General features: G+C 65.5%; 6 protein-coding genes and 3 rRNA genes. 6 read left to right on the top strand and 3 right to left on the bottom strand.

All coding sequences use genetic code 11. The annotated features are described in order from the left end of the window. Positions 1-46 precede the first annotated feature (46 nt). Complete coding sequence (locus RV983_RS17310) at positions 47-1,696, top strand: ATP-binding SpoIIE family protein phosphatase (protein WP_475986672.1); 1,650 nt, start codon at positions 47-49, stop codon at positions 1,694-1,696. Positions 1,697-1,703: 7 nt separating this feature from the next. Here the strand turns inward: RV983_RS17310 and RV983_RS17305 are convergent, their stop codons facing one another. Continuing rightward, entirely contained in the window at positions 1,704-2,954 is a 1,251-nt protein-coding gene (locus RV983_RS17305; protein ID WP_475990358.1) for an MFS transporter, read from the bottom strand. Between the two features lie 116 nt (positions 2,955-3,070). Between RV983_RS17305 and RV983_RS17300 the strand changes: the two genes are divergently transcribed. The 5 genes from RV983_RS17300 (at position 3,071) to RV983_RS17280 (ending at position 9,936) form a co-directional block, all read left to right on the top strand. Continuing rightward, positions 3,071-3,634 carry a MarR family winged helix-turn-helix transcriptional regulator gene (locus tag RV983_RS17300; protein WP_475986671.1) on the top strand — a complete coding sequence of 188 codons (564 nt, stop codon included), beginning with the start codon at positions 3,071-3,073 and terminating at the stop codon, positions 3,632-3,634. 587 nt (positions 3,635-4,221) lie between these two features. Beyond that, a 16S ribosomal RNA gene (locus tag RV983_RS17295) occupies positions 4,222-5,739 on the top strand. A 296-nt stretch (positions 5,740-6,035) separates the two neighbouring features. Continuing rightward, positions 6,036-9,157: ribosomal RNA gene (locus RV983_RS17290) — 23S ribosomal RNA — on the top strand. An 84-nt stretch (positions 9,158-9,241) separates the two neighbouring features. Further along, positions 9,242-9,358: ribosomal RNA gene (gene rrf, locus RV983_RS17285) — 5S ribosomal RNA — on the top strand. Together the 16S, 23S and 5S rRNA genes form the textbook arrangement of a ribosomal RNA operon. A 68-nt stretch (positions 9,359-9,426) precedes the next feature. Beyond that, entirely contained in the window at positions 9,427-9,936 is a 510-nt protein-coding gene (locus tag RV983_RS17280) for a GNAT family N-acetyltransferase (protein WP_475986670.1), read from the top strand. Positions 9,937-9,995: 59 nt separating this feature from the next. Here the strand turns inward: RV983_RS17280 and RV983_RS17275 are convergent, their stop codons facing one another. Beyond that, entirely contained in the window at positions 9,996-10,811 is an 816-nt protein-coding gene (locus RV983_RS17275; protein ID WP_475986669.1) for a hypothetical protein, read from the bottom strand. 134 nt (positions 10,812-10,945) lie between these two features. Beyond that, entirely contained in the window at positions 10,946-12,529 is a 1,584-nt protein-coding gene (locus RV983_RS17270) for a type IV secretory system conjugative DNA transfer family protein (protein WP_475986668.1), read from the bottom strand. Positions 12,530-12,541 lie beyond the last annotated feature (12 nt).

Raw genomic sequence — 12,541 nt, 5'->3', positions numbered from 1 at the left:
GTGCGTCAGCACCTGCAAAGAGTGACAAATACGAGGAATCGGACGTTTGAACCTCACGCGCTGGAGCGCCCGGCTCCCCGGAACACAACGTCGCAATGCCCAGGCGGCGGCCGCGAACACCGAACCCCCCTCCGGCGGGGCGGTCCCCGCGGCACGCGGCCAGGCAGGCGACCACGCCGACGCGCCGGCGCACACCCTCGACGCGCTCCCCGTACGGGAGGTGCTGGCCCGGCTTCCCGCACTCATCGCGGTCACGCACGGCTCCGGCCACCGCCTCGGCTACGTCAACGAGGCGTACGCGGAGGTCTTCGGCACCCGCACCCCCGGCGAGCCCGCCCGCGACGCCCTGCCCGAACTGGCGGAACTCGGCCTGCTCTCCCTCATGGACCAGGTCTTCCGCAGCGGCAAGCCCCGCACCGTGAAGGCCCGCAAGGTCGCCACCGCCACCCGGCAGGGCTACTTCACGATCACGTGCAGCCCCGTTCCGGTGAAGGACGGCGGCGACACCGGCGGCGTCCTGGTCTTCGCCACCGACGTCACCGACCAGGTGCAGGCCGCCGAGCGCCTGCGCGAGAGCGAACGCCGCCTGCACGCGACCGCGGTCACCCTCCAGCGCAGCCTGCTCCCCCAGGAACTCGAACAGCCCGACGACCTCCGCGTCGCCGCGACCTACCAGCCCGGCGGCACCGACGCCGCCGTCGGCGGCGACTGGTACGACGTCATCACCCTCGGCGCCGGCCGTACCGCCCTGGTCATCGGCGACGTCATGGGCCGCGGCGTGCGCGCCGCCGCCGTCATGGGGCAGCTGCGCACCGCGGTCCGCGCCTACGCCCGCCTCGACCTGCCCCCGCACGAGGTGATCCAGCTCCTCGACGGCCTCGCCTCCGAGATCGACGCCACCCAGATCGCCACCTGCGTCTACGCCGTCCACGACCCGAGCGAGAGCCGGCTGGCGTACGCCTCCGCCGGTCACCTGCCGATCGTCGTCCGGGACGCCGACGGCACCGTGCACCGCGCCGACGAGCCCACCGGCCCCCCGCTCGGCACCGGCGGCTGGGTCCACACCTCCGGCACCATGCCGCTGGGGCCCGGCGCCACCGCTGTTCTGTACACCGACGGCCTCGTCGAACGCCGCGGCGAGGACATCGACGAGGGCGTCTCCGCCCTGATGAACACCCTCGCCGGCGCCACCGGCAGCCCGCAGGTCATCTGCGACCGCCTGCTGCGCGCGCTCGGCGTCACCTCGGAGCACGCCGACGACGTGGCCGTCCTGGTCCTGCAGTACCCCCAGCGCGAGGGCACCGACTCCGAGCTCTTCCGCAACGCGTCGCTGGAACTCCTCGGCGGCGTCGAGGCGGCCCCCCGTGCCCGCGCCTTCGCTCAGGGCGTCCTGACCTCGTGGCGCTTTCCCGTCGAACTCGTCGACCTCGGCGTCCTGGCGGCGAGCGAACTCGTCGCCAACTCCCTGCAGCACGGGGTGCCGCCCATGCGGCTGCGGCTGCGGCGCACCGACCGCAGGCTGATCATCGAGGTCACCGACGGCGACGACCACATGCCGCGCCGCCGCCGCGCCGAACCCGTCGACGAGGCCGGCCGCGGCATCTCGATCATCGCCACCATCGCCTCCGCCTGGGGCTCCCGGCGCACACCGGGCGGCGGCAAGGCGGTGTGGTGCGAGTTCGCGCTCCCCGTCTGAGGACGGACTACGCCGCCAGCACGGGCTCCGTCAGCGGCGCGTCCTGGTGGACCGTCAGCCGGCGGCCCAGGCGCAGCGACAGCACGGTGACCCCCAGCGAGCAGATGACCAGCATCACGATGTACTGCGGGTACATCCCGGCACCCGCCATGAGCCCGCCCACCGCGGGACCCACGGCCAGCGCGAGCTGCTTCACCAGCGCGAAGGCGGAGTTGTACTGGCCGACCATGCGCTCGGGAGCCATGTCCGCCACCAGCGGCGCGACCGTCGGCGACAGCATCGCCTCGCCGAGGCCGAACAGCGCGTACGTGGAGACGAGCATCGCCGTCGCGGTCCCGTGGGCGTCGCCCATGAGCCCGGACAGCCCCGCGACCACCCACGCCACGGCCCACAGCACGCCCACCGCCGCGATGACACGGCTGCGGCGCCGCCGCTCCACCGGTCGCAGGATGAGGAACTGCGCGACCACGATCGCCGCCGTGTTCGCCGCCAGTGCGATGCCCAGCGTCGACGTCGACACCTTGGTCACCTCGACCGCGTAGGCCGCGAGCCCCGACTCGAACTGCCCGTAGCAGGCGAAGAACAGCACCCCGCCCAGCACGCAGAAGCGGACCATCGCCCGGTCCGCGAGCAGCGCCCGCCACCCGCTTGCCGCGCGCTCCCCCGTCGGGACCGGCTCCATCCGCGCCGTCCTCGGCAGCCGCACGGAGGCCACCACCGCGGCCAGCACGACGAACATCGAGGCCTCGACGGAGAACAGCAGCGTGAACGAGCCGGGCCGCGCGGTGTCGGCCAGCAGCCCGCCGAACAGGCCGCCGATGCCGAGCCCCAGGTTGTTCAGGAAGAACTGCGTCGCGAACGCCCGTGACCGTGTCGCGGGGGTCGAGCACCACACGATGAGCGTGGCGAGCGCGGGCTGCATCACCGCGATGCCCGCACCCATCACCACCGACGCCGCGATCACCAGCGGCGCGGTCGTCGCCAGGCCGAACCCCAGCGCACCCACCGCCGACGCCATGGCCCCGGCCAGCAGTACGGGCAGCGGGCCGCTCCGGTCGATCGTGCGTCCGGTGAAGGGCAGCACGGCGAAGGCCGCCACGGCGAAGGCGGACAGCACGACACCCGCGGTCCCCGCCCCCAGTCCGCGCACCTGCGACACATAGACGAACAGGAACGGGACCGTGAAGCCGTTGCCGAACGCGCTCAGCGCGTTGCCCAGCTGGATCCGGCGCAGCGCGGCGCCCATCGCGGTGGTCACACTCATCCCTTAGGTCAGAAGTCCTCGAATGCTAAGACTTCAACAGTAAAGTTCGAAGTTGAACAGTACACAACGGAAGTCTTTAGGGCCAATGAGTTCCGTGGCACACTCATGCCATGACGAGCGCAGGCGACGGCCAGTCCAACTCCCCTCAGGAGCTGGACCTCGATGAGCAGATCGCGATCTACCAACGCGAGTTCCCCGAGGTGGATCCTCAGGTCGAGAAGATCGTCACGGCACTCGGCCGGCTGAACCGGCGCCTCCATGTCGGCTACAGCCGCCACTTGTCGGCCGTCGGCATCACCGCCGCCGAATGGGAGGTCCTCAAGGCCCTCGTCGTGGTGGGCCGGCCCTACCGGCTCGGCCCCGGCGACCTCGCCAAGCGGCTCGGCCTCACGCCCGCCGCCATGACCCACCGCATCGACCGGATGGTCTCCGAGGGCCTGGTCACCCGTGAACGCGACGAGTCCAACCGGGTGCGCGTCATCGTGGAGCTCACCGACGTGGGCCGGGGCAAATGGCTGGAGACCATGCGCATGGCCGCCGCCTTCGAGGGCGACCTCCTCCAGGACCTCGACCCGGACGAACACGCGGTGCTCGGCGACCTGCTGACCCGCCTCCTGCGGCGCGTCGAGGCCGACCAGCCCGACGCCGGCGGCAGGCTCCAGGACCTTGACTGACCCGGTTTGACACCCGCGTCCGCGATCCGTAGTGTTCTCCGGGTTGCCCGCCGGTGAACAGTCAGTCTGCACCGGTTCCCGGGCGGCCATCCCGAAGCAAGCTCCCGAACGGACGACGAGTAGTCGTTTCGTTTTCGTGCGCGCTTTCGGAATGAGGATCGGCGGAATTGCTCGATTGGCATCGGGCGCCATTGATCCGCTAACGTTCAACTCGTCGGAACGGCCCAACGGCCGCGAGGACAAGCCCCACTGACTGGGAATCAGGCCGGAAACGATCTGATAGAGTCGGAAAAGCCGGAAAGCGAGAGCGGAACGGCACACCCCCTCCAGAGGGTGGCAGAGAAGGAAATCGGATCTGCTAAGCTGGAGACAACGAAGGGAAAGCCCGGAGGGGCCGGTGAAACGGTCTCGAAGGAAGCTTCCGTTCCTTGAGAACTCAACAGCGTGCCAAAAGTCAACGCCAAATATGTTGATACCCCGTCTTCAGACCGTACGGTCTGGGGCGAGGTTCCTTTGAAGAAAAACACAGCGAGGACGCTGGGCACGTCGGGATTATTCCTCCCGATGGTGCCGCTCTCGTGAAGACATTCACGGAGAGTTTGATCCTGGCTCAGGACGAACGCTGGCGGCGTGCTTAACACATGCAAGTCGAACGGTGAAGCCCTTCGGGGTGGATCAGTGGCGAACGGGTGAGTAACACGTGGGCAATCTGCCCTGCACTCTGGGACAAGCCCTGGAAACGGGGTCTAATACCGGATATTACCTTCCCCTGCATGGGGGTTGGTGGAAAGCTCCGGCGGTGCAGGATGAGCCCGCGGCCTATCAGCTTGTTGGTGGGGTAATGGCCTACCAAGGCGACGACGGGTAGCCGGCCTGAGAGGGCGACCGGCCACACTGGGACTGAGACACGGCCCAGACTCCTACGGGAGGCAGCAGTGGGGAATATTGCACAATGGGCGAAAGCCTGATGCAGCGACGCCGCGTGAGGGATGACGGCCTTCGGGTTGTAAACCTCTTTCAGCAGGGAAGAAGCGAAAGTGACGGTACCTGCAGAAGAAGCACCGGCTAACTACGTGCCAGCAGCCGCGGTAATACGTAGGGTGCGAGCGTTGTCCGGAATTATTGGGCGTAAAGAGCTCGTAGGCGGCTTGTTGCGTCGATTGTGAAAGCCCGGGGCTCAACCCCGGGTCTGCAGTCGATACGGGCAGGCTAGAGTTCGGTAGGGGAGATCGGAATTCCTGGTGTAGCGGTGAAATGCGCAGATATCAGGAGGAACACCGGTGGCGAAGGCGGATCTCTGGGCCGATACTGACGCTGAGGAGCGAAAGCGTGGGGAGCGAACAGGATTAGATACCCTGGTAGTCCACGCCGTAAACGTTGGGAACTAGGTGTGGGCGACATTCCACGTCGTCCGCGCCGCAGCTAACGCATTAAGTTCCCCGCCTGGGGAGTACGGCCGCAAGGCTAAAACTCAAAGGAATTGACGGGGGCCCGCACAAGCGGCGGAGCATGTGGCTTAATTCGACGCAACGCGAAGAACCTTACCAAGGCTTGACATACACCGGAAACACTCAGAGATGGGTGCCCCCTTGTGGTCGGTGTACAGGTGGTGCATGGCTGTCGTCAGCTCGTGTCGTGAGATGTTGGGTTAAGTCCCGCAACGAGCGCAACCCCTGTCCTGTGTTGCCAGCGGATTATGCCGGGGACTCACAGGAGACCGCCGGGGTCAACTCGGAGGAAGGTGGGGACGACGTCAAGTCATCATGCCCCTTATGTCTTGGGCTGCACACGTGCTACAATGGCCGGTACAATGAGCTGCGATACCGCGAGGTGGAGCGAATCTCAAAAAGCCGGTCTCAGTTCGGATTGGGGTCTGCAACTCGACCCCATGAAGTCGGAGTCGCTAGTAATCGCAGATCAGCAGTGCTGCGGTGAATACGTTCCCGGGCCTTGTACACACCGCCCGTCACGTCACGAAAGTCGGTAACACCCGAAGCCGGTGGCCCAACCCGTAAGGGAGGGAGTCGTCGAAGGTGGGACTGGCGATTGGGACGAAGTCGTAACAAGGTAGCCGTACCGGAAGGTGCGGCTGGATCACCTCCTTTCTAAGGAGCATCTAGACCCTTTCGGGGGTCCAGAGCCACTACGCCGGCAAATGTTCGGCGGTGGTCAGCTCATGGGTGGAACGTTGACTATTCGGCACGGCTGGTGGTGAGTGTTAGTACTGTCCTTCGGGGCGTGGAACGCATCTTGTCGACTGGTCGGGTCGGGCGCGCTGTTGGGTCCTGAGGGCACGGAAGTGTTCTCGGTTGTGGACCGGACTCGGAGAGCCTCGCGTTTGTGGGGGGATCTGGGTGACGGGTCGTTGTTTGAGAACTGCATAGTGGACGCGAGCATCTATGGCCAAGTTTTTAAGGGCGCACGGTGGATGCCTTGGCACCAGGAACCGATGAAGGACGTGGGAGGCCACGATAGGCCCCGGGGAGCTGTCAACCAAGCTTTGATCCGGGGGTGTCCGAATGGGGAAACCCGGCAGTCGTCATGGGCTGTCACCCATACCTGAACACATAGGGTATGTGGAGGGAACGCGGGGAAGTGAAACATCTCAGTACCCGCAGGAAGAGAAAACAACCGTGATTCCGGGAGTAGTGGCGAGCGAAACCGGATGAGGCCAAACCGTATGTGTGTGATACCCGGCAGGGGTTGCGCATGCGGGGTTGTGGGATTGTACTTCAGTCGTCTGCCGGCGGCTGCGCGAGTCAGAAACCGTTGATGTAGGCGAAGGACATGCGAAAGGTCCGGCGTAGAGGGTAAGACCCCCGTAGCTGAAACATCAACGGCTTGCTTGTACAACTCCCAAGTAGCACGGGGCCCGAGAAATCCCGTGTGAATCTGGCGGGACCACCCGCTAAGCCTAAATATTCCCTGGTGACCGATAGCGGATAGTACCGTGAGGGAATGGTGAAAAGTACCGCGGGAGCGGAGTGAAATAGTACCTGAAACCGTGTGCCTACAAGCCGTGGGAGCGTCGCATGCAAGCTTGCTTGTATGTCGTGACTGCGTGCCTTTTGAAGAATGAGCCTGCGAGTTTGCGGTGTGTGGCGAGGTTAACCCGTGTGGGGTAGCCGTAGCGAAAGCGAGTCCGAATAGGGCGACTTTAGTCGCACGCCCAAGACCCGAAGCGGAGTGATCTAGCCATGGGCAGGTTGAAGCGTGGGTAAGACCGCGTGGAGGACCGAACCCACCAGGGTTGAAAACCTGGGGGATGACCTGTGGTTAGGGGTGAAAGGCCAATCAAACTCCGTGATAGCTGGTTCTCCCCGAAATGCATTTAGGTGCAGCGTCGCGTGTTTCTTGCCGGAGGTAGAGCACTGGATAGGCGATGGGCCCTACCGGGTTACTGACCTTAGCCAAACTCCGAATGCCGGTAAGTGAGAGCGCGGCAGTGAGACTGCGGGGGATAAGCTCCGTGGTCGAGAGGGAAACAGCCCAGAGCATCGACTAAGGCCCCTAAGCGTACGCTAAGTGGGAAAGGATGTGGAGTCGCACAGACAACCAGGAGGTTGGCTTAGAAGCAGCCACCCTTGAAAGAGTGCGTAATAGCTCACTGGTCAAGTGATTCCGCGCCGACAATGTAGCGGGGCTCAAGCGTACCGCCGAAGTCGTGTCATTGCAGCAATACTCCCAACGGAGGCTGTGATGGGTAGGGGAGCGTCGTGTGCCGGGTGAAGCGGCCCTGTAAGGGAGTCGTGGACGGTTCACGAGTGAGAATGCAGGCATGAGTAGCGATACAAGAGTGGGAAACTCTTGCGCCGATTGACTAAGGGTTCCTGGGTCAAGCTGATCTGCCCAGGGTAAGTCGGGACCTAAGGCGAGGCCGACAGGCGTAGTCGATGGACAACCGGTTGATATTCCGGTACCCGCTTTGAAGCGCCAACGTCGAACCCTCTGATGCTAAGCCCGTGAAGCCGCCGGCTGAGTCTTCGGATGATGTCGGAGTGGTGGAGCCGGTGACCCAAGGTGGTAGTAGGTGAGCGATGGGGTGACGCAGGAAGGTAGTCCAGCCCGGGCGGTGGTTGTCCCGGGGTAAGGGTGTAGGCCGAGTGGTAGGCAAATCCGCCACTCATTAAGGCTGAGACCTGATGCCGAGCCGATTGTGGTGAAGTGGATGATCCTATGCTGTCGAGAAAAGCCTCTAGCGAGTTTCATGGCGGCCCGTACCCTAAACCGACTCAGGTGGTCAGGTAGAGAATACCGAGGCGTTCGGGTGAACTGTGGTTAAGGAACTCGGCAAAATGCCCCCGTAACTTCGGGAGAAGGGGGGCCATTGCTGGTGAGGGGACTTGCTTCCCGAGCTGGTGGTGGCCGCAGAGACCAGCGAGAAGCGACTGTTTACTAAAAACACAGGTCCGTGCGAAGCCGTAAGGCGATGTATACGGACTGACGCCTGCCCGGTGCTGGAACGTTAAGGGGACCGGTTAGCTCTGATTCGTCGGGGCGAAGCTGAGAACTTAAGCGCCAGTAAACGGCGGTGGTAACTATAACCATCCTAAGGTAGCGAAATTCCTTGTCGGGTAAGTTCCGACCTGCACGAATGGCGTAACGACTTCTCGACTGTCTCAACCACAGGCCCGGTGAAATTGCACTACGAGTAAAGATGCTCGTTTCGCGCAGCAGGACGGAAAGACCCCGGGACCTTTACTATAGCTTGATATTGGTGTTCGGTTCGGCTTGTGTAGGATAGGTGGGAGACTGTGAACTCCAAGCGCCAGCTTGGGGGAGTCAACGTTGAAATACCACTCTGGTCGTGCTGGATGTCTAACCTCGGTCCGTGATCCGGATCAGGGACAGTGTCTGGTGGGTAGTTTAACTGGGGCGGTTGCCTCCTAAAGTGTAACGGAGGCGCCCAAAGGTTCCCTCAGCCTGGTTGGCAATCAGGTGTTGAGTGTAAGTGCACAAGGGAGCTTGACTGTGAGACTGACGGGTCGAGCAGGTACGAAAGTAGGGACTAGTGATCCGGCGGTGGCTTGTGGAAGCGCCGTCGCTCAACGGATAAAAGGTACCCCGGGGATAACAGGCTGATCTTCCCCAAGAGTCCATATCGACGGGATGGTTTGGCACCTCGATGTCGGCTCGTCGCATCCTGGGGCTGGAGTCGGTCCCAAGGGTTGGGCTGTTCGCCCATTAAAGCGGTACGCGAGCTGGGTTTAGAACGTCGTGAGACAGTTCGGTCCCTATCCGCTGTGCGCGTAGGAGTCTTGAGAAGGGCTGTCCCTAGTACGAGAGGACCGGGACGGACGAACCTCTGGTGTGCCAGTTGTCCTGCCAAGGGCATGGCTGGTTGGCTACGTTCGGGAGGGATAACCGCTGAAAGCATCTAAGCGGGAAGCCTGCTTCGAGATGAGGACTCCCACCCCCTTGAGGGGTTAAGGCTCCCAGTAGACGACTGGGTTGATAGGCCGGATGTGGAAGCCCAGTAATGGGTGGAGCTGACCGGTACTAATAAGCCGAGGGCTTGTCCGTAGGTTGCTCGCGTCCACTGTGTAGTTCTGAAACAACGAACCCCGGCTTTTTTGTGCCGGTGCCGGTTCGACAGTTTCATAGTGTTTCGGTGGTCATAGCGTTAGGGAAACGCCCGGTTACATTTCGAACCCGGAAGCTAAGCCTTTCAGCGCCGATGGTACTGCAGGGGGGACCCTGTGGGAGAGTAGGACGCCGCCGAACAATTTTTGAGCCCCGGCTCCCGAGTTTCATCACTCGGGGGCCGGGGCTTTTTTGCGTACCATCGCGCCATGACGACCTATGCGATACGAGCTTCCCGTCCCGACGAATGGCGTGCTCAGCGGGAGTTGCGGCTGGAGGCACTCAAGGACCCCGTGAGTGGTGTGGCGTTCGTCAACACGTATGACACCGAGGCGGGTTTCCCGGACCAGGTGTGGCAGGAGCGGGCGCGGACACAGTCGTTCATCGCGGAGAACGAGGCCGGCGAGCGGGTGGCGAACGTTGCCGTGCTCGTCGAGATCGGCGAGGAGTACGACGTGCCGCAGACGCATCTGGTCGGGGTGTACGTGCGACCGGAGTTCCGGGGTGGCGGGCTGGCCGCGGAGTTGCTCGGCGCGGCGGTCGAATGGTCATGGGGACTGCCGGAGGAGGTCCGGCGCGTGCGGCTGTGGGTGCACGAGGACAACCACCGCGCGCGGGCGTTCTACCAGCGGATCGGCTTCGTCAGGACCGGGCGGACGATGGCGTTCCCGCTGGACGCGTCCCGCACCGAGTACGAGATGGCGCTGGACCGTACGTAGCCGCGGGGCCCGGGCCGCGGAGCGGAAGCGTGCCGCGGCCCGGGCCCTGGAGGCGAAGGTCAGCGCACGTCGACGTAGTCGTCGGCGGCGTTGACGGGGCCGGTGGTGGAGGTGCCGCCGAACGACCAGCGCCAGTAACCGTCGACCGAAGCCTTGACGGTGGTCTTGAGGGCGCCGGTGGAGCCGGCCTTCACCGTCTTGACGGTGGTGTAGGCCGAGCTGCCCTTCTTGCGGAACTGCAGCTTCACCGACTGGCTGCCGTAGCCGGTGTATTTGTGCTTCACCCAGTCAGCGCGGGTGAGGCTACCGGTGACCGTCAGTGTCCTGCCCTTGGTCACCGGCTCCGGAGAGGCGTTGACGGTGGCCTGGGCTTTCCTCTTGACCTGGACACTGCCGGGACCCGTCCAGTACTCCTCGGCCTTGAGGTTGCCGTTGCTCTTGAACAGGCGGGCCGCGACACCGATCTTCCAGGTCGTGGCGTCGTTGTTCGAATCCAGGTCGTAGCGCGGCTGGATGTTGAGGTCACCCTCGCAGTCCGCTGCCCTGGATCCGTCCTCGAAGCAGGTGTAACCACCCACGTACAGGCCGCCGTTGTCGGCTCCCTTGGCGGCGGTGGTGCCGTGGTAGAGGAACGGATGCGCGTCGTAGGCGTCCGAGTGTGCCGTGCTGTATCCGGAAGGCAACGTGATGCGGAAACTGATCGGCGGCCGCCAGTCGCCTGACAGGCCCAGCACGATGGGCTTGCCGTTGTTGATGACGATTTTCGTCACGGTGATACCGGTGTCGGCTGCTTCGGCCGAAGGGGAGGCGAACGCCGCGAGGGCCACGGCCCCCATGAGGGTTGCCGTGGTGCGGATTCGTATGTGCGCTCTCATGCGTACCTTTTCATCAACTGTGCGGTACGGAATTCCCGTCCGCGGCCTGGCCTGCGGGAAGGCGGGACGCGGAACGCTAACACGGTGCGTGTCAGTTGATCAGGGGCGCCCACGGACCTGTGGGATGAGGCCGCCTACGGGAGTCGGACCGCGTCCGGGATCTCGTCGAGCAGGGCCGGCGGCTGGGTGCCGAGGACGAGGCGGGTGTCGGCGCGCTGCCAGACGGGGGAGCGCCAGGGGTCGCGGGCCTGCTCGGGGGAGCGGAGCACGGCCAGGGTGGGGAGCCCGGTGGCGGAGCCCGTGGCGAGGAGGTCCGGGAGCTCGGGGATCGGCGCCAGGGCGGCCACGTCGTCGAGGACGAGGGTGAGTGGTGGGTCGAGCCGACCGGCGGGTGACCTCGCGGCCATGCGCCGGCCGTGCTCGACCACGCTCGAGACGAGTGCGGTGAGCAGCGGCATCGCACCCGGGTGGGTTCGCGGGTCCTCGTTGGGTTCGCCCACCACGTAAAGCGTGCCCAGATCCGTCAGGAATGACTCCAGGTCGAGGGAGTCGGCTCGGCCGGGGTTGCAGGCGTCCCTGATGTGGACGGAGTTGAGCGACTCCAGGGCCCGGTGGACGAGGGCCTGGGCGGCGTCGCGGCGGTCGGCGTGGGCGTGGAGTACGGACTCCAGCTCGCCGCTCCAGCCGGATGCGGCCCGGGTGTGGGTGCGCAGGATGCGTACGGCGTCCTGGCCGTTCGTGCCGCTCGCCCACCGGTGGACCTGGCGGAAGGGCTGGCCGTCCACGGCGGCGGCGTGCAGCCAGCAGCGCAGCAGGGTCTCGGCGGCGTCGTACAGGGCCGCGTCGAGGCTCGCACGGGGCCGTACGGGGAACAGCAGGGCCCGGGAGCGGGTGATGGCCGTGGGGACGTCCTCGCAGCCCGTGTGGGGCGCCCAGCGCAGCCGGGCGGGCGTGTCGACGAGGTGGGCCGGGTCGAAGATGTGGACCGGGCCGAGCTTGGCGCGGTTGCCGACGGTCCGGCGGAAGGTGTCGGGGTCGGCGGTGGTCACGACGACCGGGCCCGCGGCGTTGAGGACGGCGGGCTGGACCAGGCGCTTGCCCTTGTCGCCGCGCTGCGGGGCGAAGACGGCGTACGTGCGGGTGAGTTCACGGTCCGCGAAGACCTCGGCCGCCGCAGGGGGCCCGGCGCGCACCGGAGCGGGGAGGGGACCCACGGCGGGATCCGCGGCGGAGTCCAGCGGGGGATCCAGCGGGGGATCCAGCGCGGGGGACGGAGCCGGCACCGGCGCCGTGGCCGGGGCCGTGACGTTCTGCGCGGGCACCGTCGCCGCTGCGGCCTCGGCCGCCGCGCGGCGGGCCGCATGGCGCAGCCTGGTGCGCGCGATGGCCCCCATGACGAAGACGGTGAGGACGAAGAGCACCATCAACTGCCCGATGAAGACGCCCCAGAAGAGGCCCGAGCCGGGCAGGCCCGCCACGGGGGCGGGGGCCCAGGCCCCCGCGATGTCGTGGGGCTGGGCGATGAGGTGGCGCATGGCCGGCGGTGTCCGGGTGAAGTGGACGTCGGCCGGCCAGGCGCCGTGGGACAGGAATCCGGCTATCCCGGTGCCCGTCCACACCAGGATCGTCATGCCGAGCAGGAAGCCGATCACGCCGAGGATGAGCCCGTCGGGGATGGCGCCCTCGCGGTCCTGGCTGCTGTGCTGCTGTCTCGCCATGGTCAGGCCACC

The sequence above is a fragment of the Streptomyces sp. RLA123 genome (assembly GCF_056270165.1).
Note: the sequence above shows the minus strand (reverse complement) of the source record. Positions and strands in the feature narration are given on the sequence as shown.

What these genes read in the sequence shown, in the direction of transcription:
- RV983_RS17300 (WP_475986671.1), top strand. Translation starts at nt 3,071, where the DNA reads ATGACGAGCGCAGGCGACGGCCAGTCCAACTCCCCTCAGGAGCTGGAC.
- RV983_RS17280 (WP_475986670.1), top strand. Translation starts at nt 9,427, where the DNA reads ATGACGACCTATGCGATACGAGCTTCCCGTCCCGACGAATGGCGTGCT.
- RV983_RS17275 (WP_475986669.1), bottom strand. Translation starts at nt 10,811, where the DNA reads ATGAGAGCGCACATACGAATCCGCACCACGGCAACCCTCATGGGGGCC.
- RV983_RS17270 (WP_475986668.1), bottom strand. Translation starts at nt 12,529, where the DNA reads ATGGCGAGACAGCAGCACAGCAGCCAGGACCGCGAGGGCGCCATCCCC.